The 24,931-nt window shown below is 67.6% G+C and carries 26 protein-coding genes; 10 read left to right on the top strand and 16 right to left on the bottom strand.

Going from position 1 to position 24,931, the window contains the following annotated elements:
* Positions 1-34 precede the first annotated feature (34 nt).
* Positions 35-829: an enoyl-CoA hydratase gene (locus IC40_RS0118685; protein ID WP_030136214.1), complete on the bottom strand. Its 795-nt coding sequence runs from the start codon at positions 827-829 to the stop codon at positions 35-37.
* A 114-nt stretch (positions 830-943) separates the two neighbouring features.
* On the opposite strand from IC40_RS0118685, the gene IC40_RS0118680 reads away from it, so the two are divergent.
* The 3 genes from IC40_RS0118680 to IC40_RS0118670 all read left to right on the top strand — a co-directional run bounded on the left by IC40_RS0118680 (position 944) and on the right by IC40_RS0118670 (position 3,846).
* Positions 944-2,026, top strand: coding sequence for a CaiB/BaiF CoA transferase family protein (locus IC40_RS0118680; protein ID WP_030136213.1), 1,083 nt, complete (start codon positions 944-946; stop codon positions 2,024-2,026).
* Positions 2,027-2,087: 61 nt separating this feature from the next.
* Complete coding sequence (locus IC40_RS0118675) at positions 2,088-2,843, top strand: 3-hydroxyacyl-CoA dehydrogenase (RefSeq protein WP_030136212.1); 756 nt, start codon at positions 2,088-2,090, stop codon at positions 2,841-2,843.
* Between the two features lie 13 nt (positions 2,844-2,856).
* Positions 2,857-3,846 (top strand): NAD(P)H-dependent flavin oxidoreductase, encoded by a 990-nt coding sequence (locus IC40_RS0118670; protein ID WP_019510863.1) that lies wholly within the window; start codon positions 2,857-2,859, stop codon positions 3,844-3,846.
* A gap of 256 nt (positions 3,847-4,102) precedes the next feature.
* On the opposite strand, the gene IC40_RS28475 is transcribed toward IC40_RS0118670, so the two are convergent.
* A complete protein-coding gene (locus IC40_RS28475) occupies positions 4,103-4,225 on the bottom strand; it encodes a hypothetical protein (protein WP_019510862.1) in 123 nt (40 codons plus the stop codon).
* A 445-nt stretch (positions 4,226-4,670) separates the two neighbouring features.
* Between IC40_RS28475 and IC40_RS0118660 the strand changes: the two genes are divergently transcribed.
* From IC40_RS0118660 to IC40_RS0118650, 3 genes are read left to right on the top strand one after another with little or no spacing between them, the layout of a single operon-like run.
* Entirely contained in the window at positions 4,671-6,923 is a 2,253-nt protein-coding gene (locus IC40_RS0118660) for an MMPL family transporter (RefSeq protein ID WP_030136211.1), read from the top strand.
* A 1-nt stretch (position 6,924) separates the two neighbouring features.
* Positions 6,925-7,605: a TetR/AcrR family transcriptional regulator gene (locus tag IC40_RS0118655; protein ID WP_030136210.1), complete on the top strand. Its 681-nt coding sequence runs from the start codon at positions 6,925-6,927 to the stop codon at positions 7,603-7,605.
* The gene (locus tag IC40_RS0118650) at positions 7,602-8,231 is read left to right on the top strand and encodes a class I SAM-dependent methyltransferase (protein ID WP_030136209.1); all 630 of its coding nucleotides are present in this window, start codon (positions 7,602-7,604) and stop codon (positions 8,229-8,231) included. Before IC40_RS0118655 ends, IC40_RS0118650 begins: the two co-directional genes overlap by 4 nt.
* A gap of 8 nt (positions 8,232-8,239) precedes the next feature.
* On the opposite strand, the gene IC40_RS0118645 is transcribed toward IC40_RS0118650, so the two are convergent.
* Positions 8,240-8,950 carry an NAD-dependent deacylase gene (locus IC40_RS0118645; protein WP_167305500.1) on the bottom strand — a complete coding sequence of 237 codons (711 nt, stop codon included), beginning with the start codon at positions 8,948-8,950 and terminating at the stop codon, positions 8,240-8,242.
* 36 nt (positions 8,951-8,986) lie between these two features.
* Here IC40_RS0118645 and IC40_RS0118640 point away from each other — a divergent pair, with 36 nt between their 5' ends.
* Positions 8,987-9,352 (top strand): Rv1152 family transcriptional regulator, encoded by a 366-nt coding sequence (locus IC40_RS0118640; RefSeq protein ID WP_030136207.1) that lies wholly within the window; start codon positions 8,987-8,989, stop codon positions 9,350-9,352.
* On the opposite strand, the gene IC40_RS0118635 is transcribed toward IC40_RS0118640, so the two are convergent.
* Positions 9,328-10,542 (bottom strand): PucR family transcriptional regulator, encoded by a 1,215-nt coding sequence (locus IC40_RS0118635; protein WP_030136206.1) that lies wholly within the window; start codon positions 10,540-10,542, stop codon positions 9,328-9,330. The two genes, IC40_RS0118640 and IC40_RS0118635, sit on opposite strands and share 25 nt — an antisense overlap.
* 102 nt (positions 10,543-10,644) lie before the next feature.
* Here IC40_RS0118635 and IC40_RS0118630 point away from each other — a divergent pair, with 102 nt between their 5' ends.
* Positions 10,645-12,159 carry a flavin-containing monooxygenase gene (locus tag IC40_RS0118630; protein WP_030136205.1) on the top strand — a complete coding sequence of 505 codons (1,515 nt, stop codon included), beginning with the start codon at positions 10,645-10,647 and terminating at the stop codon, positions 12,157-12,159.
* On the opposite strand, the gene IC40_RS0118625 is transcribed toward IC40_RS0118630, so the two are convergent.
* A complete protein-coding gene (locus tag IC40_RS0118625; RefSeq protein WP_030136204.1) occupies positions 12,077-12,910 on the bottom strand; it encodes a class I SAM-dependent methyltransferase in 834 nt (277 codons plus the stop codon). The two genes, IC40_RS0118630 and IC40_RS0118625, sit on opposite strands and share 83 nt — an antisense overlap.
* Before the next feature lie 14 nt (positions 12,911-12,924).
* Positions 12,925-13,752, bottom strand: coding sequence for a class I SAM-dependent methyltransferase (locus IC40_RS0118620; RefSeq protein WP_030136203.1), 828 nt, complete (start codon positions 13,750-13,752; stop codon positions 12,925-12,927).
* Between the two features lie 31 nt (positions 13,753-13,783).
* Between IC40_RS0118620 and IC40_RS0118615 the strand changes: the two genes are divergently transcribed.
* On the top strand, positions 13,784-14,227 hold the full coding sequence (locus IC40_RS0118615) for a PPOX class F420-dependent oxidoreductase (RefSeq protein WP_030136202.1): 444 nt from the start codon (positions 13,784-13,786) through the stop codon (positions 14,225-14,227).
* 35 nt (positions 14,228-14,262) lie between these two features.
* Positions 14,263-14,433: a DUF5302 domain-containing protein gene (locus tag IC40_RS27600; RefSeq protein WP_019510851.1), complete on the top strand. Its 171-nt coding sequence runs from the start codon at positions 14,263-14,265 to the stop codon at positions 14,431-14,433.
* Here the strand turns inward: IC40_RS27600 and IC40_RS0118605 are convergent.
* The 10 genes from IC40_RS0118605 to IC40_RS0118560 all read right to left on the bottom strand — a co-directional run bounded on the left by IC40_RS0118605 (position 14,430) and on the right by IC40_RS0118560 (position 24,907).
* A complete protein-coding gene (locus tag IC40_RS0118605) occupies positions 14,430-15,695 on the bottom strand; it encodes an acyltransferase family protein (RefSeq protein WP_030136201.1) in 1,266 nt (421 codons plus the stop codon). The genes IC40_RS27600 and IC40_RS0118605 overlap by 4 nt on opposite strands.
* A gap of 28 nt (positions 15,696-15,723) precedes the next feature.
* Entirely contained in the window at positions 15,724-16,920 is a 1,197-nt protein-coding gene (locus IC40_RS0118600) for an MFS transporter (protein WP_030136200.1), read from the bottom strand.
* A 59-nt stretch (positions 16,921-16,979) separates the two neighbouring features.
* Positions 16,980-18,608, bottom strand: a complete 1,629-nt coding sequence (locus IC40_RS0118595) for a monocarboxylic acid transporter (protein WP_030136199.1) — start codon at positions 18,606-18,608, stop codon at positions 16,980-16,982.
* Between the two features lie 14 nt (positions 18,609-18,622).
* A complete protein-coding gene (locus IC40_RS0118590; RefSeq protein ID WP_081843489.1) occupies positions 18,623-18,913 on the bottom strand; it encodes a DUF485 domain-containing protein in 291 nt (96 codons plus the stop codon).
* Between the two features lie 217 nt (positions 18,914-19,130).
* Positions 19,131-20,861, bottom strand: a complete 1,731-nt coding sequence (locus IC40_RS0118585; RefSeq protein ID WP_030136197.1) for a sodium/solute symporter — start codon at positions 20,859-20,861, stop codon at positions 19,131-19,133.
* Positions 20,858-21,241: a hypothetical protein gene (locus tag IC40_RS0118580; RefSeq protein WP_030136196.1), complete on the bottom strand. Its 384-nt coding sequence runs from the start codon at positions 21,239-21,241 to the stop codon at positions 20,858-20,860. Before IC40_RS0118580 ends, IC40_RS0118585 begins: the two co-directional genes overlap by 4 nt.
* The gene (locus IC40_RS0118575) at positions 21,234-22,013 is read right to left on the bottom strand and encodes a LytR/AlgR family response regulator transcription factor (protein ID WP_030136195.1); all 780 of its coding nucleotides are present in this window, start codon (positions 22,011-22,013) and stop codon (positions 21,234-21,236) included. The genes IC40_RS0118580 and IC40_RS0118575 overlap by 8 nt, the downstream gene beginning before the upstream one ends.
* Complete coding sequence (locus tag IC40_RS0118570; RefSeq protein ID WP_030136194.1) at positions 22,010-23,224, bottom strand: sensor histidine kinase; 1,215 nt, start codon at positions 23,222-23,224, stop codon at positions 22,010-22,012. Before IC40_RS0118570 ends, IC40_RS0118575 begins: the two co-directional genes overlap by 4 nt.
* Positions 23,225-23,251: 27 nt before the next feature.
* Positions 23,252-23,566 carry a hypothetical protein gene (locus IC40_RS0118565; protein ID WP_030136193.1) on the bottom strand — a complete coding sequence of 105 codons (315 nt, stop codon included), beginning with the start codon at positions 23,564-23,566 and terminating at the stop codon, positions 23,252-23,254.
* A gap of 102 nt (positions 23,567-23,668) precedes the next feature.
* A complete protein-coding gene (locus tag IC40_RS0118560) occupies positions 23,669-24,907 on the bottom strand; it encodes an amidohydrolase (RefSeq protein ID WP_030136192.1) in 1,239 nt (412 codons plus the stop codon).
* Positions 24,908-24,931 lie beyond the last annotated feature (24 nt).

Genomic DNA, 24,931 nt, shown 5'->3' with positions numbered 1-24,931 from the left:
ATGGTGGCGCAGTGCCGACGCTCAGTCCACTGATTTAACCATCGCCGAAGACGGGTTTCCTGCCTTGCTGGAAGGCCTTGGCGCCCTCCGCGAAGTCCTTGGCGGCGAGCAGGGTCAACTGACCCTCCCGCTCGCGTTCGATTGCCGCCTCCAATTCGGTGAGCGTCGCCTCGTTGATGGCCTGCTTGGTCTTACGCAGCGCCACCGCGGGCCCGCCGGAAAGCGTGGCGATCACGCTGTTCACCGCCTCGTCGAGATCCTCGGGCGCGTGCACCGAGGTCACCAGGCCCCAGTCGTAGGCCTGTGTGGCGGTGATGCGTTCGGCGAGCAGCGCCATCCGCTGCGCGCGGATCCGGCCGACGGCCGCGGCCACCAGTGCCGAGGCGCCGCCGTCGGGCATCAGACCGATCTTGGTGAAGGCCAACATGAAGAACGCCTTCTCCGAGGCGAGGACGATGTCACAGGCGATGGCCAGCGACACCCCGACGCCCGCAACGGGTCCCTGCACCACCGAGACCACCGGTTTGGGCACTGCGACGATGGCCCGCGCCGCGCGGTTGGCGGCGTCGAGCACGCGCTCCGGGCCGTCGAACAGCTCTGCGGAGACGTCCTCGGCGCCGATACTGGCGCCCGAGCTGAAACCGCGGCCCGCGCCGGACAACTTCACGACGCGGACCGCAGGGTCGGTGGCGGCCTGTTCGAGCGTGTCGGCGATGCCGTTGAGCATGTCCTCCGTCAGCGAATTCAGCGTGTCGGGGCGATTCAAGGTCACCGACAGCACGCCGTCGGCGAGCTGTACGAGGAGCTGATCGATGCTGCGGTAGGTCATCTGTTGCCTTCACGTTCGGCGGGCGGGTGGCCCGAAGCCGGTCGACTTGGTTATACAAGTAAGCTATGTCGGCGGTCAACTAATCGGGATTTGAAACTGCGGAGGACGGTAGCCATGGCAGGACCATTACAGGGTTTGCGAGTCGTCGAGCTGGCCGGTATCGGCCCAGGTCCGCATGCGGCGATGATTCTCGGTGATCTGGGCGCCGAGGTGGTGCGGGTGGACCGCCCGTCGTCGAAGAACAGTCCGGGCAAGGACGCCATGCTGCGCAACCGCCGTTCGGTCACCGCAGACCTGAAATCCGATGAGGGACGGCAATTCGTCCTCGATCTGGTCGCCAAGGCCGACGTGCTGATCGAGGGCTTCCGGCCCGGTGTCACCGAGCGCCTCGGTCTGGGTCCGCAGGACTGTGCCAAGGTCAACGAGAAGCTGGTCTACGCCCGGATGACGGGATGGGGCCAGGAGGGCCCGCGGGCACTACAGGCCGGTCACGACATCAACTACATATCGCTCAACGGTGTGCTGCACGCGATCGGCCGCAAGGGTGAGCGTCCGGTTCCGCCGCTGAACCTCGCCGGCGATTTCGGCGGCGGCTCGCTGTTCCTGCTGCTCGGCATCCTCTCGGCACTGTTCGAGCGCCAGACCTCGGGCAAGGGCCAGACCGTCGACGCCGCCATGATCGACGGCTCCTCGGTGCTGATCCAGATGATGTGGGCGTTCCGCGCGCAGGGTATGTGGAGCGACGAACGCGGTACCAACATGCTCGACACCGGCGCCCCGTACTACGACACCTACGAGACCGCCGACGGTAAGTACTTCGCGATCGGCGCCATCGAACCGCAGTTCTATGCCGAACTGCTCACCGGTCTCGGACTGGATGCCGCCGAGCTGCCGGGTCAGAACGACATGAGCCGCTGGGAGGAGCTGCGCTCGGTGTTCACCGCAACGTTCAAGACCAAGACCCGCGACGAATGGGCCGCCATCTTCGCCGGCACCGACGCCTGTGCAACTCCGGTGCTGAGCTTCGGCGAGGTCCTCGATGAGGCACACGTGACGGCACGCTCCACCTTCTACGAGACCGCCGACGGGCTGCAGCCGATGCCGGCCCCGCGCTTCTCGCGCACGGCGCCCGATGTGCCGAGTGCGCCGCCGGTGATCGGTGCCGACAACGACACCATCCTCGAGGACTGGGCCTGACGGTCCTTCCCCGAGCGCAAGTCATCTCGAAAATCGCCATCCAGAAAGGACATTCAGCAACGTGGAAATCAAAGATTCGGTAGCGGTCGTCACCGGAGGGGCCTCGGGCCTGGGACTGGCCACCACCAAGCGGCTGCTCGACGCCGGTGCTTCGGTCGTCGTCATCGATCTCAAGGGTGAGGAGGCCGTCGCCGAACTCGGTGAGCGCGCGAAGTTCGTCGCCGCCAACGTCACCGATGAGGATGCCGTCAGCAAGGCGCTCGATGTCGCCGAGTCGATGGGGCCGGTGCGCATCAACGTCAACTGCGCCGGTATCGGTAACGCCATCAAGACCCTCGGCAAGGAGGGCCCGTTCCCGCTGGACGGTTTCCGTAAGGTCGTGGAGGTCAACCTGATCGGCACGTTCAACGTGCTGCGGTTGACCGCCGAGCGGATCGCGAAGACAGAGCCGCTCAAGAACGAGGAGCGCGGTGTCATCATCAACACCGCCTCGGTCGCCGCGTTCGACGGCCAGATCGGCCAGGCCGCCTACTCGGCTTCCAAGGGCGGCGTGGTGGGCATGACCCTGCCGATCGCACGTGACCTGTCGCGCAGCCTGATTCGCGTCAACACCATCGCGCCGGGACTGTTCAAGACCCCGCTGCTGGGCTCGTTGCCCGAAGAGGCGCAGAAGTCCCTCGGCCAGCAGGTGCCGCATCCGGCCCGGCTCGGCGATCCCGACGAATACGGTGCTCTCGCCGTGCACATCGTGGAGAATCCGATGCTCAACGGTGAGGTCATCCGCCTCGACGGCGCCATCCGTATGGCCCCCAGGTAAGTAAGGAACCGATATGTCTCTGGTTACCAAGTTCACCGAGGCCTTCGGTGTCGAACACCCGATCGCCCAGGGCGGTATGCAATGGGTGGGTCGAGCGGAACTGGTTGCGGCCGTGGCCAACGCGGGCGGGCTGGGTTTCATCACCGCGCTGACCCAGCCGACCCCGGCCGATCTGGCCAATGAGATCGCCCGCACCCGGGATCTGACCGACAAGCCGTTCGGGGTGAACCTGACGATCCTGCCCTCGATCAACCCGCCGCCGTATGACGAGTACCGACAGGTGATCGTCGACTCCGGCGTCAAGATCGTCGAGACCGCGGGGTCCAACCCCGGCCCGCACCTGCCGATGTTCCATGACAACGGCATCAAGGTGCTGCACAAGTGCACCTCGGTTCGGCACGCGGTCAAGGCACAGACCCTGGGTGTGGACGGCATCAGCATCGACGGTTTCGAATGTGCCGGCCATCCGGGTGAGGACGATGTACCGGGTCTCGTACTGATTCCGGCCGCGGCCAAGGAGATCGAGATCCCGATGATCGCCTCGGGCGGATTCGCGGATGCGCGCGGCCTGGTGGCCGCGCTGGCGCTGGGCGCGGACGGAATCAACATGGGCACCCGCTTCATGTGCACGGTCGAGTCGTGCATCCACCAGAACGTCAAGGATGCGATCGTGGCCGGCAACGAGCGCGGCACCGAGCTGATCTTCCGTAGCCTGCACAACACCGCGCGGGTGGCATCCAACGCGGTCTCCCGTGAGGTGGTGCAGATCCTGGCCGACGGCGGTCAGTTCGAGGACGTCAAGGATCTGGTGGCCGGGGTGCGTGGTCGCAAGGTGTTCGACGATGGCGATATCGATGCCGGCATCTGGACCGTCGGAACGGTGATGGGGTTGATCGACGACATCCCGACCTGTGCGGAGCTGATCAGCCGCATCGTCGACGAGGCCGAGGACATCATCACCGGCCGGCTCGGCGACATGGTCAAGCTGGACGACCCCGCGTAGGCGTCGGCCCGCTTTAAGACGAAGACCGCCCGGTCGGCACCGCAGCGTCGCGGTGATCGACCGGGCGGTCTTTCTTCGTCGACGGGTGGCTCACGTCGCGGCGTCGACTCCAGAGACAGAACACCGCCCGGTCGGACCCGCTATGGGCCGATCGGGCGGTGCAGCGCGCAGCACAACCGTGAGCGCGTATAGAACTGAGGAGAGCCTGACGTCTCCGGGTGGGCCGCGTCAGGGCCTCGCTGTCGAGCGGCTGTCGTCAGACAGCTTCAGCGAGATCTGGGAACTGCTCGGAGGTGTCACCCTCGACCAGGACGTCCCCGTGATACAGGGCGTCGAAATCAACCTTGATGACATCGGCACTGGTGTCGTCGATCCACATGACACTGAGCGTATGACCGCTCATTAAGGGTTCTTTGAGGCCGCGCTCGCAATTTCGTGGCAATTCTTACCGGCGGGTAGGTTGCCGCTGCTGACGTGTTCTAAACATGCATTTTCCGAAACGCAGAAATGCACTCTGAACTGGTCATATGAGGTGTTCAACCACGCTAAACCCCGATTTCGGAAGTTTGCCGGGACCACCAGTTTCGGAGGGTGTCTCAGCAAATTCTTACTCACGAGTAGGTCGAGCGACATGTGAGGGTGTCGCGGATGTGGTTGCTGAGGTTGATGAGACTGGAGTGACTCAGGTGTTCGGTCCGGTGGAACTCGGGCGGGGCGGGTGGAGGGGAACGCCGGAGGGTCGCCGCAGGGGGTGGATGCAGGGGATTGCCATGTGTGACTTATCACTGTTAACTTAACGCCGATATGTCAATGGAGGGGACAGCATGTTGAATCGAATCGCGCAGCTCTCGATGGCCGCACCGCGCCGCGTGCTGGCCCTCGCGGGGCTTCTGCTCGCCGCCGCCGCCGTCTTCGGCGTCCCCGTTGCCTCGACGCTGTCCGCGGGCGGCTTCGGTGACCCGACATCGGAATCGTCACAGGCGGCCGCCTTGCTGGCGGACAAATTCGATCAGAGCGATATGCAGCTGCTCGTCACCATCGCCTCACCGCAGGGCGCACTCGCCCCGAACGCCACCGCTGCCGCCGCCGAGATCGCCGACCGACTGAGTACGTCGCCGCATGTCGCGCAGGTGACCTCGGCGTGGACGGCTCCACCGGAAGCCGCCGCCGAACTCCTGAGCAAGGACGGGACCGCCGGACTCATCATCGCGGGCATCACCGGTGGCGAGAACGACGCGCAGAAGTACGCCGCGGCGCTGTCCGACGACATCGAACGCGACCGGCCAGGGGTCACCGTGCGTACCGGCGGCAGCGCGATGGTCTATGCGCAGATCAACGCGCAGACAGAACGCGACCTGCTGCGCATGGAGTCCATCGCCATCCCGCTCAGCTTCCTGGTGCTGGTGTGGGTGTTCGGCGGCCTGGTCGCCGCCGCGTTGCCCATGCTGGTCGGGTTGTTCGCGATCGTCGGCTCCATGTCGGTGCTGCGACTCATCACCTTCGCCACCGACGTGTCGGTCTTCGCGCTCAATCTGTCCATTGCCATGGGTCTGGCCTTGGCCATCGACTACACACTGCTGATCATCAGCCGATACCGCGACGAACGCGCAGAAGGCTTCTCGCGCGAGCGCGCACTGACCCGCACCATGACCACCGCCGGGCGGACCGTGCTGTTCTCGGCGACGACGGTCGCGTTGTCGATGGCCGCGATGCTGCTGTTCCCGATGTACTTCCTGACGTCCTTCGCCTATGCCGGGGTGGCCACCGTCGCCTTTGCCGCCTTCGCGGCCATCGTGGTGACGCCGGCTGCGATCTGGCTGCTCGGCGACCGGCTGGACGCCCTGAACGTGTTCCGACGCAGCGCCATTCCCAAACCGGTCCAGACCCAGTTCTGGTACCGGTGGACCCATGGCGTGATGCGTCGCGCGCTACCGCTCGGACTCGCGCTGGTGATCCTGCTGCTGATGCTGGGCGCGCCCTTCCTGGGGGTGAAATGGGGTTTCCCGGACGACCGGGTGTTACCGGCATCGGCATCGGCCCACCAGGTCGGCGACCAGCTGCGCACCGACTTCGCCGACAACTCCGCAACCGCCGTCACCGTCGTGATCCCCGACTCCGACGGTCTCGGTCCCGCCGATATCGAGCAGTACGCCGGCGCGTTGTCCGTCGTGCCCGACGTGGCCGCCGTCTCGAGCCCGACGGGCACCTTCGTCGACGGCCGCAAATCCGGTCCACCGGTGGCGGCCACCGGCCAGGCTGACGGCAGCGCCTTCCTGACCGTGGCCAGTACCGCGCCGCTGTTCTCCGACGCCTCGGAGCGGCAATTGGACGCGTTGCATGCCGTTCCCGGGCCGGGGGAGCGTCCCGTACAGTTCACCGGCACCGCGCAGGTCAATCGTGACAGTGTCGACGCCATCACCGACCGGTTGCCATGGGTGCTCGGTCTGATCGCGGTGATCACCTTCGGGTTGCTTTTCCTGATGACCGGCAGTGTGGTGCTCCCGGTCAAAGCGATTGTGCTGAACGTGCTTTCGTTGACGGCCGCCTTCGGCGCCCTGGTCTGGATCTTCCAGGACGGCCATCTCTCGGCGCTCGGGACCACCCCGACGGGCACGCTGGTGGCGAACATGCCGGTGTTGCTGTTCTGTATCGCCTTCGGATTGTCCATGGACTACGAGGTATTCCTCCTTGCCCGTATCCGGGAGAACTGGCTGGCCCTGGGTGCCGGCGGCAGCTCGGCACGGGTACACAACGACGAGGCGGTGGCGCTCGGTCTGGCCCGCACCGGCCGGGTGATCACCGCGGCGGCACTGGTCATGTCGATCTCGTTCGCCGCGTTGATCGCCGCCGAGGTCTCGTTCATGCGGATGTTCGGGCTGGGGCTCACGCTGGCGGTACTGGTGGACGCGACCCTGGTGCGCATGGTGCTGGTGCCCGCCTTCATGCATGTCCTCGGCGGCTGGAACTGGTGGGCGCCGCGACCGCTGGCACGGCTGCACCGGCGGATCGGGATCAGCGAATCCGGCGAGCCCGAGCCTGCCCGGAAGATCCCGGCGCCGGTGACGGACACTGGATAACGTGTCCGCTCCACGCCTGAGACGACGCCGCGCCGCACGCGGGTCCGGAGATCAGCTGCGCGACGAGGTCCTCGACGCCGCCACCGAGCTGCTGCTGGAAACCGGTCACGCCAAGGCGGTGTCCATCCGGGCCGTCGCCGCGCGGGTCGGGGTCACCCCGCCGTCGATCTACCTGCATTTCGCCGACAAGGACGCCCTGCTCGACGCCGTGTGCGCGCGCTACTACGAGAAACTCGACGAGGAGATGCAGCGCGTCGCCGCCGACCAGACCTCGACCATCGAGGTGCTGCGGGCTCAGGGGCTGGCCTATGTGCGGTTCGCCAGGCAGACCCCCGAGCTGTATCGCATCGCCACCATGGGCGAGGGCAATCCGGACAGCGATGTCGACGTCACGCTGGCCAGCTCTGCGTTTGTGCACATGCGCGCCTCCGTCGAGGCATTGATGGCCGAAGGGATCTACCCGCAGGGGGATTCGACCGCCGCGGCACTGGAGCTGTGGGCCGCCGTGCACGGTGTCGCCGCCCTGCTGATCGCCAAGCCGTACCTGCCGTGGGGCGACGCCGAAGAGTTCGCCGACCGGGTTCTCAGCGCGGTGTGTTGCGGCCGGATCGTCTATGGCATCGTCGGCGCCGATTCCACGCCGGAAGAGACCATCGCGAAGCTCGGTACGCTGAGAACATGACTGCCGCGGTCGACAATCCGTTCTTCGCCCGGGTGTGGCTCGTGACGAGCGGGCACGAACCCGAATCGGTGCGGCGGCTGCGCGTGGAGAATCTGGCCGGTCTCAGTGGTCGTGTGCTGGAGGTCGGCGCCGGAACCGGCAGCAACTTCGTGCACTACCCGGGGGCGGTCAGCGAGGTCGTCGCGCTCGAACCGGAGCGAAAGCTGGCCGAGGTTGCCCGGGAGGCCGCCGCCACCGCGCCGGTGCCGGTGACGGTCAGCACCGCCACCATCGAGGAGTTCGAGGCCGGCGAGCCGTTCGACGCCGTGGTGTGCTCGCTGGTGCTCTGCTCGGTGGACGATCCGGATATGGTTCTGCGGCAGCTGTTCTCGATGCTCAAGCCCGGCGGTGAGCTGCGCTATCTGGAACATGTCGCCGGCACCGGTTGGCGTGCCACGCTGCAGCGGGTCGCCGATGCCACGATCTGGCCGCGGCTGCTCGGCAACTGCCACACCCACCGCAACACCGAGACCGCGATCGCCGACGCCGGGTTCACGGTGGCCGGTTCGCGGCGCGAACAGAGTGTGCCGGCTTGGGTTCCGGTACCGGTGTCGGAGTTGGCGATCGGGCGGGCAGTGCGCGGATAGCCTCCGGTTCAGAGGAGCTGGGGCAGGCGCTGCAGCAGGGTGGGCAGCGCGGTGGCCGAGGTCTCCCGCAGCACCGCGGTGCAGGCGGCCGACAGCGGTGTCGGCTGCGGGTTGACCTCGATGACCGGGATTCCGTTGGCCACGGCGGCCTCCGGTAGGCCCGCGGCCGGGTAGACCACCGATGACGTGCCGACCACGATCACCACATCGGCCTTCGCGACCGCCTCCACCGAGCTGTCCCAGGCGTCGTCGGGAAGGCCTTCGCCGAACCACACCACGTTCGGTCGGATCAGGCCGCCGCACGCGCACCGCGGCGGGTCGACGACCTCGACCGGTTCGGGCATGGCGGGAAGTTCGCCGGTGAACGGTGTTCCACAACGGTCGCAGCGGAACTCGAAAAGGCTGCCGTGCACATGGTGGACCCGGGTGCTGCCCGCGCGCTCGTGCAGGTTGTCGACGTTCTGGGTGACCACGTGCACTTCGGCGTAGTCCTCCCAAGCAGCGACAGCCAGATGACCGGCGTTGGGCTCGACTGCACTCATCATGTAGTGCCGCCACAGGTACCAGGCCCAGACTCGTTCCGGATGGCGTTGCCAACCGTCGCTGCTGGAGATCTCGTAGGGATCCACGTTGGCCCACAAACCGGTCTCGACATCGCGAAACGTCGGCACACCGCTCTCGGCGGACATGCCGGCCCCGCTCAGCAACGTCACTCGCACCTCACCAAACTAGCGCGTGTGCGTGATACTGGAGTCGTGGGAGGTCTGGGGGACTGGATACACCTGGAAGCCGATGCGGGTGCGCCGCTGTTCGACCAGCTGCGCACCCAGATCATCGCCGGGGTACGCGACGGACGACTGGCGCCGGGTACCCGCTTGCCCACGGTACGCGACCTGGCGGGTCAGCTGGGCCTGGCGGTCAACACGGTGGCACGCGCCTATCGCGAGCTGGAATCCGCCGGCGTGCTCGAAACCCGTGGTCGCTTCGGCACATTCGTAGCACGGGTGGATCCGGCCGACAACGCGATGGCAGCCGCGGCACATGCCTTCGCCGAGGTGGCGCGGTCCCAAGGTCTCGGCAGGGAGCAGGCGCTCCGTTATCTGGACGGGCTGCTGGACTGACCGGTCCAGCGCACGACGTCCAGTGCGACAGCCACCTCCACACTGCACGTCGACAGCGGGGCAGGCAGCAACTCCTCGGCGCGGGCCAGTCGGCGCAACAGGGTATTGCGGTGGGTGTAGAGCTGGGTGGCCGCCCGAGCCGCGTTGCACTGCGCCCTGATGAACACACCCACCGCCGTGTGCACATCGGCAGGCGCATGGGCGAAGTCGCCGAGGACCCGTTCGACGAATCGCGCCGCGCGATCAGGATCGGCGGTGACCAGGGCGACCAATTCGACATCGGTGAACCGCGCGATCTGCTGGCGGGAATGCAGGCGCGCCACCATCTGCTGGGTGGTGATCGCCTCGAAATGGCTGGTGCGGAAGCCCTCGACACCGTCGGCGGCGGTGCCGAGGGCCACCCGCACCGAGCCGATCGAGCCGGTCAGATCATCGGCGTCCAGCTGGCCGGGCACCCAGACCCATCGTGTCGCGCTACTGGGCAGCACGCTCAGCGGCCGCGCCCCGGCCGCTCGGCCGATCGTTTCGGCCGCGTGATCGAGTTCGGCGAGGTTGTGATCGGTGCCAGCGACCCACAGCACAGCCGCGGTGTGCGTGCCGGTCAAGGCATAGCCGAGGCGTCCTTCGGCGCGGTCGCGGGGGATGGGGGCGCCCTCCAGCAGCAGGGCGACGGTTTCCCGCCGCTCGGCGTGGGTGCCATGGGTGAGTTCGTGACGCTCCAGCTCGATCTGGGCGGTGATACCGGCCAGGGTCGCCTCGACGAAGGCACTGATCGACCGCGAGCAGACCTGCAACAGCTCGCGTAGTTCGGCCGGATCGGAGGTCAGCTCGAAGGCGATGTCCATCAGGCGCCGCCACGCCACCCCCTCGCCGATCCGATAGGCGTCCATCGGCAGCGAGTTGACCCCGCGGCGCACCAGTTCACGGGCGATGCTGAGCGGTTCAGGACCGGTGTTCGGCGGGACCGGCCCGCCCGGATCCCGGATGTTGGCGGTCGCCCAGAAGGCCAGATTGGCGCGGTTGCTACGGCTCACCGCGGCGGCCAGTTCGGGATCGGCGGCGATGGCCGGGCTGCCGGCCAGGACGGTGGTGTCGAGCTCGTCGAGCCATTCGGGGCGCGCGTTGACCACGATCTGCGCGCATTGGCGGATCAGTTCCCGCACCGCGGGTGATGGTCCCGGCGGGTTCATGATCACACCGTAAGCCAGTGGGTGCACATGGCACCAGTCCCGGCGCATTGTTGAGGCATTTCGCCCTATCTTGGGTGGTGCTGCAGTCGGCACCATCGGCTGATGGACACAGTTGACGTGCTGATCGTCGGGGCCGGCATCTCCGGTATCGGAGCCGCCTACTATCTGCAGCGCGAGCACCCTGGCCGCGACTACACCATCCTGGAGGCTCGTCAGTCCACCGGCGGTACCTGGGATCTGTTCCGCTACCCGGGTATTCGGTCCGATTCCGATCTGCACACCTTCGGCTACGAGTTCAAACCGTGGCGTGACGAGTACGCGATCGCCACCGCGGACAAGATCCTGGCCTACCTACGCGAGACCGTCGACGAGAACGGGATGGCCCAGCGAATCCGGTTCGGGCACAAGGTGCTCGGTGCGGCCTGGAGCAGCGCCGACGGACGCTGGATCGTCGACGTCGAACGCGACGGCGAGCTGATCCAGCTCGGCGCACGCTGGCTGTTCTGCGCCGGCGGCTACTACCGCTACGACCAGGGTTACACCCCGGACTTCCCGGGCCGCGACCGGTTCGGCGGCCGGATCATCCATCCGCAACTGTGGCCGGAAGACCTGGACTATGCCGGCAAGCGTGTGGTGGTGATCGGCAGCGGTGCCACGGCCGTGACGCTCGTGCCGGCCATGGCGGCCGATGCGGCGCACGTCACCATGTTGCAGCGGTCGCCGACTTACGTCATGCCGGTCCCAGCCAAGGACACGTTCGCCAATGTGGCGCGCCGAGTGCTCGGTGACGACCGTGGTTATGCACTGGCCCGGCGCAAGAACATCCTCAAACAGCGCGCCGTCTATACCTTCTGCCAGAAGCATCCGGTGTTGGCGCGGCGACTGATCCGCCGGATCAACGCAGGCAAGCTGCCCGACGGGTATCCGGTGGACGAGCACTTCAACCCGGCCTACGACCCGTGGGATCAGCGGCTGTGTGCGGTGCCCGACGGCGACTTGTTCGCCGCCATCAGCGATGGCAGTGCCTCGGTGGTGACCGACCGGATCACGACATTCACCGAGACCGGGATCCGGCTGGAATCCGGAGCGGAGCTGGCGGCCGACATCATCGTCACCGCCACCGGACTGAACATTCAGTTGTTCGGTGGGCTGACCCTCACCGTGGACGGAGAGCCGGTCGATCTGGCCGAGACCGTCGCCTACAAGGGCATCATGCTCAGCGGCGTGCCCAACTTCGCCTTCGCCTTCGGCTACACCAATTCGTCATGGACGCTCAAGGTCGGCCTGCTGTGCGAGCATTTCTGCCGACTCCTGTCGCATATGGATACCCGCGGGTTCGACCAGGTGCGCCCGGTGCTCACCGATCCCGCCATGCCGACCCTGCCGCTGCTGGACTTCGCCGCGGGCTATGTGCAGCGGGCGATCGACCGCCTACCACGCCAGGGCACCCGCGGGCCGTGGCAGATGACCATGAACTACACCGTCGACGCGCAGGTGCTGCGCAACGGTCCGGTCACCGATGACTGCTTGCAGTTCAGCCGAACTCCAGCCGGGTCAGCACCGGCCGCACCGGATCCAGCAGTGGCAGCCGGTGGGCGGCCCACAGCAGCGCATTGAGCACGGTGCCGCGCCCGGTGGGCATCGGTACATCGTGGGCGGCGCGTACCCCGGGCACCGTGTTGACCAGATCGGCGGCCGCGGCGACCGATAGGCTGAACGGCATCGGCGGTACCTTGTAGCGCAGGGATGGGCGCAGCAGACCCTTGCGCGCCCACCAGGCGAACCAGTAGGGCGGTAGGTCGAACATCATCTGCCCGCCGGGAAAACGCTTGGCGCATTCGGTGATCAGGCCCATCGCCTCGGTCGGCTGCAGGTACATCAGCAGGCCCTCGGCGGTGATGAACACGCCATCGGAGGCATCGACGGCGTCCATCCAGCTGTAGTCCAGCGCCGACTGCGCGCTGACGGTGATGCGCTCCGACGGCGGGAGCAGCTTCTCGCGCAGCGCTGTGATCGGTGGTAAATCGACAGTGTGCCAACGGAATTCATGACCGACATCACCGTTGTCGAGCCGGTAGAAACTGGTCTGCAATCCCTCGGCCAGCGCCACGACGGTCGCCGCCGGATGGTCGCGCAGGTACCTGCGGGTCTGCTTGTCGAACGCCAGGGCGCGCAGCGCCATGTCCTGGCGGCCGACGAAACCGAACTTGGCGAAGTCGAAATCGATGGCGTCGACCAGATCGACGGCCACCGGGTCATCGATGATCCGATCGTCTCGGGCGGCCTCGGTGGCACGCACCTTCAGCGTCAACAGTGCGGTCTCGGACACGCCGGTCAGCGACCGCGCGTCGGCTCTCGGGGAGGTCACTACATCGAGGGTACTCAGGGCCCGGCGAATTCGAGCAGCGTGATGCTCGGCCGGTTTCGCCGGAACGCGCCGACGTGGTCCCAGAAAGCGGGCTTGGCCAGCCGCCAGAGCCCGCGTCCCGGCGGATAGGGCACATCGCGGGCCGACCGGACACCATCGATGGTGCCTGCCAGCGACACCGCTTCGTCGGGGGTGAGTCCGAACGGCATGGCCGGGGTGAGATAGCGATCGGACAGTCGCATACCGCCGAGTGTCCTGCGACTGAACCAATGCGGGATCGAGTCGAACATGAATTGCGCACCGGGAAAACGGGCAGCACAGTCGGCGATCAGTCCCAGCGCGTCCTCGGGCTCCAGGTACATCAGCAAACCCTCGGCGGTGATGAAGACGCCATGCTCGGCGTCGACCCGGTCCATCCAGCTGCGATCGAGCGCCGACTGGGCCAGCTCGGTGATCCGGTCGTCGCGGGGGAGCAGTTGGCGGCGCAGCTGCATCACCGGCTCCAGATCGATCGAATACCAGTGCAATTCGTCGGCGACGCCGGCACGGGCCAGCCGCCAGAAGCTGGTTTGCAGGCCCTCGGCCAGTGCCACCACCGACGCCCTCGGATGAGCTTTCAGGTACTCGGTGGCCGCCGCATCGAAGGCCAACGCGCGCAGCGGATGGGACTGGTTGGGCTTACCGAACTTCCGGTAGTCGTAATCGATCGAATCGAGCAGACTGACCGCCCACGGGTCGCGGATCACCCCGTCGGAGCGCCTGGCCTCGGTGCCGCGGTTGTGCAGGGTCCACAACGTCGTCGCGGACACTCCCTCCAGACTGGTTCCGTCGATCCGGCTCATGCTCCCGATCGTAGAGTCGTACGCTCGACTCATGGGGCGTCAGGTGTTCGACGACAAGCTGCTGGCATTGATCAAGGGCAACGCGCTGGGGGTGCTGGCCACCATCAAGCGCGACGGCAGGCCACAGCTGTCCAATGTGTCGTACTGGTTCGACGCGCCCAACACCGCGTTGCAGGTGTCCATCACCGAACCACGTGCCAAGACCCGCAACCTGCGTCGTGACCCGCGCGCCTCTATCCACGTCTCCGCCGACGACGGCTGGTCCTATGCGGTGGCCGAGGGTGACGCGGTGTTGACCCCGCCGGCGGCCAACCCGCACGATGACACGGTCGAGGGGCTTATTACGTTGTACCGCAACATCGCCGGTGAACATCCGGACTGGGCGGACTACCGGCGTGCGATGGTCGACGACCGTCGCGTGCTGCTGACACTGCCGATCGCGCACCTGTACGGAATGCCGCCCGGGCTGCGCTGACGGAATTGTCGAGGACGTGCGTCTAGGCTGATCGCATGGCCGACGAAACTCCGGAAGACGACACCAAGCGCAAGTTCCGGGAAGCGCTGGAGCGCAAGAAGGCGCAGGCCACCGGGGGCGCTTCGCACGCTGATGGTGGACGCAAGAAGGCTCGCGCGCACGGTGCGGTGGAGAACCGGCGCGAGTTCCGACGCAAGAGCGGCTAGGCGAGCGCCCGGGCGCCGACCAGTGCCACCAGCATGGCCGCCACGCAGTACAGGCCCAGATCCTTCAGGCCCCACACGCACGAGGCCAGCGTCGCCGCCCCCGCGGTGCACAGCAGCGTCCCGACCGCGATGCTCCGACCGTCGGTGACCACGCCGCCATCCCAATGGGGCAGCGGGTTGTTCTCCAGCGGTCGCAGCGCCACGAACAACACCGCTACCACCGCCGTCATGATCAGCACCTGCGCGATGCTCAGCGCCAGGAAGTGCGGCTGCCCCGGATACCGCGGAAACCCGGCGGTGTCGAACACCAGATGCACGGCCAGCAGCGCGGGAATGTGCCAGAGATACAGTGTCATCGCACCGCTGTTGCCGATCGCGGTCAACCACCACACACGCGGCCGGCGGGCCCACCGGTCGATGGCAGGTGCGGCGGCAATCGCGAACGCGCACATCATGATTGCGTGTCCGGCCAGCAACAGCGACGGCGGCATCATGTTCTTGAGTTGTTGGCCGTCGATGCCCACCAGGCTCAGTTCGTACGGACCGAAACGCAGCAACGCCGCGTTCAACGCCAACATGCCGAAACCCAACGACTTCGCCTGTGAGACGGTCAACAATCGGTTGCGGTAGGCGATCCCGAAGATGCCTGGGATCAGCCACACCGCCAGGTTCAGGTAGCCCAGCGCTTCCCAGCCCGGGGCGTTGACCCGGATGGCGTCGATCGTGGCGATCATCGTGTAGATCAACGCGACGGAAGCGGCCATCCGGCCGACTGTGGTGACCGAGCGCAGCAGCGGCACCGCGGCGAGAACCAGGACGTAGGCGCCGAGGAACCACAGCAGCTGAATGGAGATGCCGGCGATCGGCTCGTAGACGTGCCTCGGCAACACCCGGTGGCCGATGGCGAGGGCGACCGCCCAGAACGCGAGATAGGAGAACACCGGTCGGTAGAGCCTGGTGCAGCGCTTCAGCAACCAGCCGCCCCAATTGCCGGCATACGACCCGGCGGACGCGGCGACACCGGCGAAGAAGAACAGCGGCATGATCTGGAAGATCCAGGTCAGCGCCTGGAACACCACCGATGTGGTGAGCAGGTTCTCCCAGACGAAGACGTCATCGCGGATGATGCTGGTGGCCATCACCGTATGGCCGGCGATCACCCCGAGCAGTGCGGTGATCCGGATGACGTCGAGTGCGCGGTCGCGCCCGGGCGAAGTGGCCGCGGCGATGTCGTCGACGCTCGGGAAGGCGGAAACGGGCATGCCCCGAATGTAGGGTGCCCGGCACCGGTCAGGCCTGAGTAGAACCACTCAATTGACGGGCCCGGCGCTCCTGGACCAGGACCACGGCCAGGCAGATGAGGGCGAGCACCGCGATGGCGGCGGCGAAACTCTCCCCGGCGGTGCGCAGGCCCCAGGTCTGGGCGGCAAGGCCCACGCCGACCACCGGCAGCGCGATCGCCACATAGGCGACCACGAAGTAGGTCGAGCTGACCGCCCCGCGCTGCCGGTCGGGGACCTGCTCGACGACGGCCGCCAGCCCGCGGCTGAAGCTGATGCCCTGTCCGATCCCGGCGATGACGGCCGCGGCGATGATGCCCGGCAGCGATGAGTGCGACAGTGCGACAGCCAGAATGACCATCCCGACGACCAGGATCGCGCAGCCCACCGCCACGGCGAGGGTGGGCGGGATGCGACGCCCGAGCAGTTGTGCCACCGCCGAGGACAGGAAGATCGAACCGGCCACCGCCCCGCCGACGGCATGATTGGTCACCCCGATGACCTCGGCGAGGAAGGCCGGCGCGACCGCGGCGAACAGCCCGGTGACCGCAAACCCCGCGAAGGCTGCGGTGGCGGCGGTGAGGAACACGGCGCGGACCTCGGCCGGCACCGCAAGGCGTTGCAGCGCGATGCGGCCGGTGCCGCCCGAGGTCTCCGGGGCCAGCAGCACCGCGGGAATGGCGAGTACCAACAGCGCGATGTGCACCAGGAAGGACAGCAGCAGCGGGTGCGGCGCGTACTGGACCAGCGCCCCGGCCACCAGTGGGCCGCTGCCCAACCCACCGATGTTGACCATGGTGGCCACGGTGGCCGCCCGGTCACGCCGTTGGGCGGGCACCGATTCAACGACCGCCGCCGTCGCCGTTCCGGTGAACAACCCTGCCGACAGTCCGGACAGCAGGCGACCCACCAACAGCAGCGCGATGTTGTCGGCGAACAGGAACACCGCCGAGCTGGCCAGCGCGAAGGCCAGACCGGCCAGCAACACCGGCCGGCGGCCGAGGACATCGGACCAGCCGCCGGCGACCAGCAGTGCGGCGAGCACGCCGAGGGCGTACACCGCGAACACCACCGTCGTGGTGAACACCGCGAAGTGCATCCGTTCGCCGTAGAGCGAGTACATCGGGGTCGGCACGGTCGTCCCGAGCATGGTGACGGCGAAGGCGTAGGCCAGGGCGGCGAACGCGAACCGGCGGCGGGTGTCCATGAGTGTGAACAACGCCGCCGCCGGTCCCGGTAGTTCCGGATGTGAACTAGTGCGCCCGGTTAGTGAGTGACTGCCTTCTCGGCGCCCACACCGGTCAGCGAGCGGACCTCCATCTCTGCATTGACCGCCGGATCGCCGGTGTCCTTGGAGGTCAGGGTGCCGATGATGCCGAGCGCGAAGGCCAGCGGGATCGACACGATGCCGGGGTTGGCCAGCGGGAACCAGGCGAAATCGGCCCCCGGGATCATGGCGGTCTTGCTACCGGACACGGCGGGGGAGAAGACGATCAGCACGATGCAGGAGATCAGGCCGCCGTACATGCTCCACAGTGCGCCGCGGGTGTTGAACCGCTTCCAGTACAGCGAGTAGACGATCGTGGGCAGGTTCGCCGACGCGGCGACCGCGAAGGCCAGCGCCACCAGGAAGGCGACGTTCTGCCCGTTGGCGAGGATGCCGAGGCCGATGGCCAGCACGCCGAGGACCACCGCCGTGATGCGGGAGACCTTCACCTGCTCCTCCTCGGTCACCTTGTGGGACTTCAGGACCGAGGCGTAGATGTCATGGGCAAAGGAGGCCGAGGCCGTGATGGTCAGACCCGCGACCACCGCAAGGATGGTGGCGAAGGCGACCGCGGAGATGACGCCCAGCAGCACCACGCCGCCGAGTTCGAGCGCCAGCAGCGGGGCCGCGGAGTTCACCCCGCCCGCCGCGCCGAGAATGCGGTCGGGTCCGACCAGAGCGGCCGCGCCGTAGCCGAGCACCAGGGTGAACAGGTAGAACGCGCCGATCAGCGCGATGGCCCACACGACCGAGCGTCGCGCCTCCTTGGCCGTCGGCACCGTGTAGAAGCGCATCAGCACGTGCGGCAGACCCGCGGTGCCCAACACCAGCGCCAGCGCCAGCGAGATGAAGTTGATCTGGCTGGTCAGCGAACCGCCGTACTGCGCGCCGGGGGCCAGCACGTCACGGCTGGCCACGGCCTCGGTGGCGGACCCGGAGATGGCGGCCTGCGCGGAGGTCAGGATCTCGGAGAAGTTCAGGCCGAACTTCGTCAGCACCATGACGGTCATGAAACCGGCGCCGGCGATCAACAGCACGGCCTTGATGATCTGCACCCAGGTGGTCCCCTTCATGCCGCCGACCAGGACATAGACGATCATCAGCAGGCCGACGACGGCGATGACGACGGCCTGTCCGCTCTTGCTGTTGATGTTCATCAGCAGCGCGACAAGGCCGCCGGCACCGGCCATCTGGGCCAGCAGGTAGAACAGCGATACGGTCAGCGTGGAGGTGGCCGCGGCCACCCGCACCGGGCGCTGCTTGAGCCGGAAGCTCAGCACATCGGCCATGGTGAATTTGCCTGTGTTGCGCAGCAATTCGGCCACCAGCAGCAGGGCCACCAGCCATGCGACGAGGAAGCCGATCGAGTACAGGAATCCGTCGTAGCCGTACACGGCGATGGCCCCGGCGATACCGAGGAAGCTGGCCGCGGACAGATAGTCACCGGCGATGGCGACACCGTTCTGCGGGCCGGAGAAGCCGCGGCCGCCGGTGAAGAATTCCGCCGCGGTGGCGTTCTTCTTGCTGGCCCGGATCACCACCACCATCGTGACGACGACGAAGAGGCCGAAGATGGCCATGTTGGCGACCGGGTTGCCGACGGACTCGGTAGCGGCCAGATAGGTCATTGCGGTGTCGATGTTCACTGGGCCGGCCCTTCCAGCTCCTCGCGGATCGCGGCGGCGCGCGGATCCAGCTCACGGTTGGCGAACCGGACGTACAGACCGGTGATCACGAAGGTGGTGAGGAACTGGCCGAGGCCGATGATCAACCCGATGTTGACGTCACCGAAGACCTTGGTGGCCATGAAGTCGTGGGCGAAGGCGCCCAGCAGTACGTAAACCGCGTACCAGACCAGGAAGAAGGCCGTCATGGGAAAGACGAACCGGCGCAGCCGACTGCGCAACTCCTGGAATTCCGGGCTCGCCTGCATGGCGATGAACTCTTGACCGGTGGGGGCCGGTCGGCTTTCGGTGGTGGGCACCGTATTGCTCCTGACTGATCGAGTGTGTTCCGCAGCGTGGTCAGAGCGTATTGAGACTCACATCACATTCGAAGCGTCATCCGAGGTCAACCTGTCGGACGCCGGATGCGCTGCGGTGAACGGCGCGCTGACCACGATGAGCGGTTCGGTGCCCGGCGGGCCGGCGTCATGCGCCGGGCAGGCGCTCGATTCCCAAGCCCAGACGTTCGGGCACGTGCATCCTGGCGAAGATCTGCGCGACGCCCGGGGTGGCCTTGGTGAATCGGCTGACCAGGATCATCGTCGCGAAGGCCACCGGCACGCTGACCGCCGCCGGGTAGCCGATCATCACCGCGGGCCAGCCACCGAGCGCGTGCTCGTCGACGGCCCCGGTGATGGCCACCAACACCGCGCCGCCGCAGACCATGCCGCCGACGGCCAGTCCGCAGGCGGCCCCGGTCGCGGTCAGGCCGCGCCACCAGATGCCGAGCACCAGCAACGGGCACAGTGTGGAGGCGGCGACGGCGAATGCCAGGCCCACCGTCCGGGACAGTTCCAGGTCGGACACCAGCAGCGACAACGGAATCGGGATGAGCCCGCCGATGACCGCGGCCACCCGGAAATCGCGGACCCGGCCCCGCAGCACATCGGTGGCCAGCGCGCCGGCGATGCTGACCAGCAGTCCCGAGGATGTCGCCAGGAACGCGGCGATGGCACCCGCGGCCACCAGGGCGGCCAACAGCTCGCCGAAGATGCCACCGATGGCCGCGCCGGGGGCCAACAGCACTGCGGCGTCGGCGGTTCCGGTGATGAGCAGTTGCGGCACGTACAGGCGCGAGAAGACGCCGAGCAGGATGGGGAACAGGTAGAACAGCGACAGCAGGGCGATCACCGCCAGCGCGGTCCGGCGGGCGGCGCGTCCATCGGGGTTGGTATAGAAGCGCACCAACACATGCGGCAGACCCATGGTGCCCAGGAACGTCGCGATGATGATCGACAGCACCTGATACAGCGGGTGCTCGCCACCGAGTCCGGTACCCGAGGCGATCCATTCGCTGCCGGTGCCCGGGGTGCCCGCGACCACGGGCGTTGCCGCGCCGGCGGCCAGGGTGAGTCGGGTGTCGGCACCGAGCGTGTGCTGCCCTGGGGCGCCGAAACCGCTGTCGCGCACGGCGTTACCGTCCAACTTGCCGGTGATGGTGATACCGGCCGGGTCGATCACCTGGACCACCACGTCGGTCTCGACCAGCACGGTGGTCTGCTGCTCCACACTCGGTGGCAACGGCCCGCCGAGTTCGCCGCGGTCACTGAGGAACAGGCCGAGCAGCGCCAAGGCGGGGATGGCGACCGCGGTCAGTTTGAGCCAGTACTGGAAGGCCTGCACGAAGGTGATCGACCGCATGCCCCCGCCGACCACATTGGTGATGACGATGGCACCGACCAGTATCGGGCCGATCCACACCGGCATGCCGAGCAGCGTTTTCAATGCCAGCCCGGCACCTTGGTACTGCGGGGCGAGGTAGAACAGGCAGACCACGACCACCACGAGCATCGCAACCTTGCGCAGACGCGGTGAGCCCAGCCGGAACTCGGCGAAGTCGGGCACGGTGTAGGCGCCGGACCGACGCAGCGGCGCGGCGACGAACAACAGCAGGCCGAGGTAACCGGCGGTGAAGCCGACCGGATACCACAGTGCATCGGCACCGTACTTCGCGATCAGCCCCGCGACACCCAGAAAGGATGCGGCGGAAAGATATTCACCGGAGATCGCGGCCGCGTTCCAGCGCGGTCCGACGCTGCGCGAGGCCACCAGGAAATCGGAGGTGGTGCGCGACAGCCGCACCCCCCAGCTGCCGATCGCCACGGTGGCGATCGCCGCGGCCAGCAGCGCGGCCGCCGTCAGCGGTGAGCCGGTCACGGTTCGCTGTCGACGACGCGGACGAAATCGCGTTCGGCCTGCTCGGCCAGGCGCACGTAGAGGCGGCCGACCGCGTAGAGCATGGGGAACGCCAGGATGGCCAGCAGCAGCCAATTCAGCCGCATCCCGAGCACGGTCAGGTCGGGAAGTGCGGCGGTGAGCACCAGGATGCCGCCGACCGCGCACACCACGACCACGCTCAGGCGCAGGGCCAGCCCGAGTTGCGCACGGACCAACCCGCGCACCAGGGCGTCACCGACCTGGGTCTGCTCCTGCACCTCGACGCGGGTGCGGACCATGCGGGCGCCGCGCCGGTGGGCCAACACCACACGCTGGCGGGCCCCGGTCGGTCGGGTATGGGGCGTCGGGCGCTCATTCATCGGCGCCCGCCGGTTTCAGGTTGCGCATCGGGTCGCGGACCAGCCGGTCGCGCAACTCCCGTGCCTGGCGCCGGCTCACCGGCAGCTCCACCGCCGGTGAGGACCCGTTGGCGCGCAACCGGACCAGGACCGCACCGTCGGCGGTGCGCAATCCGGTGACCATGCGCAGTGACACCAGATAGGACCGGTGGATGCGCTGGAAACCGTGATCGCGCCAGCGGGTCTCCAAGGTGCTCAACGGTATTCGCACCAGGTGCGCGCCGGTGGCCGAGTGCAGCCGGGCATAGTCGCCCTCGGCCTCCACCCAGCCGATGCTCTCCCTGGGCACCAGATGGGTGATACCGCCGAGTTCGGCAGGGATGACATCGGAATCGTGGGCGTCCTCGTCCGGCGCGTCGGTGGTCCTGGCGGTGGCCACCCGTCGCACCGCCTCGTCGAGGCGGTTCTGCCGGATCGGCTTGAGCAAGTAATCCAGCGCGCCGACATCGAAGGCCGCGACCGCCTTGTCATCATGGGCGGTCACGAACACCACGGCGGGACGATGGGCGAAATTGGTCAGCACCCCGGCCAGCTCGATACCCGACAGGCCCGGCATGTTGATGTCCAGGAAGACCGCATCGATGGTGTGGGCGTTGAGCTCGCGCAGCGCGGAGGTGGCATCGGACGCGGTGTGGACGGTGGCGATATCGGCGTGTTCGCCCAGTAGATAGGCCAATTCGTCGAGCGCGGGAGCCTCGTCGTCGACGGCGAGTACCGTCAGCTCGGCGCTCACCCGAAACCACCTCCGTCGGCGCGTACGCCGGACCGGAATTTCGGTACCCGCATGATGACCTTCGTCCCCGCTCCGATCGCCGTTTCGACCACCAGACCGTAATCGTTGCCGAATGCCGCGCGCAGCCGATGGTCGACATTGGTCAGGCCGACGTGCGCGGATTGATCGTGTCCGGCGGCCGGGGTCCGCTCGGCCAGCGCGTCGCCCGGCCCGGACCGCAGGGTGTCGGGATCCATTCCGGCGCCGTCGTCCTCGACGGTGATGACGCAGTCCGAACCGGCGTCGTTGGCGATGATCTCCACCGATCCGCCGCCCTGCCCGGCCAGGCCGTGCCGGACCGCGTTCTCCACCAACGGCTGCAGCGCGAGGAACGGCACCACGACATTGAGCACCTCGGGGGCGACCTGCAGGCGCACCGTCAAGGCGGTACCGAACCGTGCGCGCTCCAGCGTCAGGTAGCGGTCGATATTGCGCAGCTCCTCGGCCAGGGTGGTGTACTGCCCGGCCGCGCGGAACGAGTAGCGGGTGAAATCGGCGAATTCCAGAATGAGTTCGCGGGCGCGGCCCGGGTCGGTGCGCACGAATGAGGCGATGGTGTTGAGCGCGTTGTAGATGAAATGCGGACTGATCTGTGCGCGCAGGGCCAGTACCTCGGCCTTGTCGAGGCGGGCGCGGGAGGCGTCCAGCTCGGCCAATTCGATCTGACTGGCGGCGTAGCGGGCCACCTCGCCGATGGCGCCGAGCATGCCGGGTCCCGGTGTGCCGGTGGTGACGACGACCAGCACCCCGAGGACATCGCCGGCCTCGGCCAGCAGCGGTTGGGCCACCACCGTCGTGGTGTCGATATCGTCGAGAACCCGGCGTTCACCGTCGATGGATGCCGCCGCGGCGGTCGCTGCCGTGTCGGCGACACTGCGGCGCCAGATGAACTTGTCCTGCGGATCGGCGGCGAGCAACTGTCCGCCGCCGTCGAAGAGGGCGATCCCGTCGGTGCCGGTGAGATCGCGAAGGAAGGGCGCTGCGGTGGCGGCGGATTCGGTGTCCAGGCCCCGGCGCAGGGCCCGCGCGGCGAGCGACGCGGTGTGCAGCGCGGCGTGCACGGCCCGCTCGGTGGGGGTGGCCACCACGCGCCGGGTGCGCACCACGAACACCGCCGCGACGGCCGCCAGCAGCAGCGTCGCGGCCAGCGCGACTGTGAGCTGACCCGACATGGTGGCGCCAACCCTATGCCGCGGCGGCTACTGAACGGGGCAGGCGTACTTCCTGGCCACGTCGAACACCCGCTCCTGGGCACCGGGCCCGACCGCGCCCTGGGCGGCGAGTTCCAGACCGATGTAGCCGGGTAGGCCGCCGACGCAGGCCTGGTGCATGGCGCGCCAGGCGGTGTCGGGGTTGAGGTTGTAGCCGTTGCGCTGCAGGCCGGCCATGTACTCGTCGAAGGCCGGGGTGCCCTGGTCGGGGATGGCATGGGCGGCGCCGGCGAACGTGATCGATGCGGCCGCGGCGATGGCGGCCGCGGTGACCGTCAGCAGCGGTGCGATCCCGCGTCTCATGGCCGTCTCCTCCGGTTGTGTGCTGGTCAGGGATCACCGTCGCACACCGAGCCGAGATCGTCTCGGGAATCGCGGGTTCTGGAGAATTGATGCCGGCGGGACCTAGGTGGCCAGCCAGGCCAGTGCGGCGACCACGAGGGCCTGGGTGCCGGTGTCCAAGGTGGGCTGGATGACGGGTGCGAATGTCGGTGAGTGATTGACCGGGATGTCCTGAGCGACACGGCCGGAGTCGACCGCCTCGCGGTACAGCCGTTCGTCGATGCCGCCGATACCCCAGAAGGTGTACGGCGCGCCGAGCGCACGGGGGAGGTCGCTGAAGTCCTCGCTGGCCGCGCCTGCCCCGATCGGTTCATGCCGTTCGCCGAAGAACCCGGTAAAGGCGTCGCCGACCCGTGCGGTGACGGTGTCGTCGTTGACGGTCGGGGGGAACCGGTCGTACAGCTCGAAATCGGGTTCCCTCGGGGAATTCGATGCCTGGCATTCGGCGGTGACGACGCGCCGGATCGCGGCCAGCACCGTCTCGCGGACCCCGTCGTCGTAGGTGCGCAGATTGACCTCCAGCACCGCGCGGTCGGAGATCACGTTGCTCTTGCTGCCGGCGTGGATTGCGCCGACGGTCAGGACCACGGTGTCGGTGGCGGCGACCTCCCGGGACACGATGGTTTGAAGGCGCAGCACGATCATCGCAGCGAGCACCACCGGGTCGACCCCGGACTGCGGCATCGAACCGTGTGCGCCACGGCCGTAGACGGTGATCCGGATGCTGTCGGCGGCCGCGAGGATCGGGCCGGGGTGCGTCACGACCTGGCCTGCGGGTACCGGGAAAACGTGTTGGGCCAGTGCGACATCCACCGGCGGGAGGAGGTCGGCCAGGCCGTCCTCGACCATGCCGCGGGCACCGTCGCCGGTCTCCTCGGCAGGTTGGAAGAGAGCGATCAGGGTCCCCGACCAATCCTCGGTGGCGCCGGCAAGCAAGGTCGCGGCGCCGAGCAGGCAGGTGACATGCACATCGTGGCCGCAGGCGTGCATCACGGGCAAGTCGCCGCTGCGCGCGGAGCTCGCATACGGCAGGTCGGTGGCCTCCTGGACGGGTAGTGCGTCCATATCGGCGCGTAGCAGCACCGACCCACCGCTGCCGTTGCGCAGGATGCCGACGACCCCGGTGCCCCCGATCCGCTCGTGCACGTCGTAGCCGGCGGCGCGCAACCGGTCGGCGACCAGCCGTGCGGTGCGGTGTTCGTGATGGGACAGCTCGGGGTGCTGGTGCAGATCGCGGTACAGGTCCTCCTGCCAGGACCTGATCTCGGCGAGTCGGTGCAGCACCGCAGACGCTGCGCTCATGTTCGCCAGTCTGGCAGGAGTCGC

Origin of the sequence: Mycolicibacterium neoaurum ATCC 25795 (genome assembly GCF_000691525.1) — a bacterium.
GTDB classification, from domain to species: Bacteria; Actinomycetota; Actinomycetes; order Mycobacteriales; family Mycobacteriaceae; genus Mycobacterium; species Mycobacterium neoaurum.
Note: the sequence above shows the minus strand (reverse complement) of the source record. Positions and strands in the feature narration are given on the sequence as shown.

Coding starts and splice junctions, on each gene's coding strand:
- IC40_RS0118650 (WP_030136209.1), top strand. CDS start 7,602: ATGACTGCCGCGGTCGACAATCCGTTCTTCGCCCGGGTGTGGCTCGTG.
- IC40_RS0118635 (WP_030136206.1), bottom strand. CDS start 10,542: ATGAACCCGCCGGGACCATCACCCGCGGTGCGGGAACTGATCCGCCAA.
- IC40_RS27600 (WP_019510851.1), top strand. CDS start 14,263: ATGGCCGACGAAACTCCGGAAGACGACACCAAGCGCAAGTTCCGGGAA.
- IC40_RS0118680 (WP_030136213.1), top strand. CDS start 944: ATGGCAGGACCATTACAGGGTTTGCGAGTCGTCGAGCTGGCCGGTATC.
- IC40_RS0118660 (WP_030136211.1), top strand. CDS start 4,671: ATGTTGAATCGAATCGCGCAGCTCTCGATGGCCGCACCGCGCCGCGTG.
- IC40_RS0118600 (WP_030136200.1), bottom strand. CDS start 16,920: ATGGACACCCGCCGCCGGTTCGCGTTCGCCGCCCTGGCCTACGCCTTC.
- IC40_RS0118595 (WP_030136199.1), bottom strand. CDS start 18,608: ATGACCTATCTGGCCGCTACCGAGTCCGTCGGCAACCCGGTCGCCAAC.
- IC40_RS0118670 (WP_019510863.1), top strand. CDS start 2,857: ATGTCTCTGGTTACCAAGTTCACCGAGGCCTTCGGTGTCGAACACCCG.
- IC40_RS0118565 (WP_030136193.1), bottom strand. CDS start 23,566: ATGAGACGCGGGATCGCACCGCTGCTGACGGTCACCGCGGCCGCCATC.
- IC40_RS0118580 (WP_030136196.1), bottom strand. CDS start 21,241: ATGAATGAGCGCCCGACGCCCCATACCCGACCGACCGGGGCCCGCCAG.
- IC40_RS0118590 (WP_081843489.1), bottom strand. CDS start 18,913: ATGCAGGCGAGCCCGGAATTCCAGGAGTTGCGCAGTCGGCTGCGCCGG.
- IC40_RS28475 (WP_019510862.1), bottom strand. CDS start 4,225: ATGTGGATCGACGACACCAGTGCCGATGTCATCAAGGTTGATTTCGAC.
- IC40_RS0118560 (WP_030136192.1), bottom strand. CDS start 24,907: ATGAGCGCAGCGTCTGCGGTGCTGCACCGACTCGCCGAGATCAGGTCC.
- IC40_RS0118605 (WP_030136201.1), bottom strand. CDS start 15,695: ATGCCCGTTTCCGCCTTCCCGAGCGTCGACGACATCGCCGCGGCCACT.
- IC40_RS0118570 (WP_030136194.1), bottom strand. CDS start 23,224: ATGTCGGGTCAGCTCACAGTCGCGCTGGCCGCGACGCTGCTGCTGGCG.
- IC40_RS0118620 (WP_030136203.1), bottom strand. CDS start 13,752: ATGAGCCGGATCGACGGAACCAGTCTGGAGGGAGTGTCCGCGACGACG.
- IC40_RS0118630 (WP_030136205.1), top strand. CDS start 10,645: ATGGACACAGTTGACGTGCTGATCGTCGGGGCCGGCATCTCCGGTATC.
- IC40_RS0118615 (WP_030136202.1), top strand. CDS start 13,784: ATGGGGCGTCAGGTGTTCGACGACAAGCTGCTGGCATTGATCAAGGGC.
- IC40_RS0118685 (WP_030136214.1), bottom strand. CDS start 829: ATGACCTACCGCAGCATCGATCAGCTCCTCGTACAGCTCGCCGACGGC.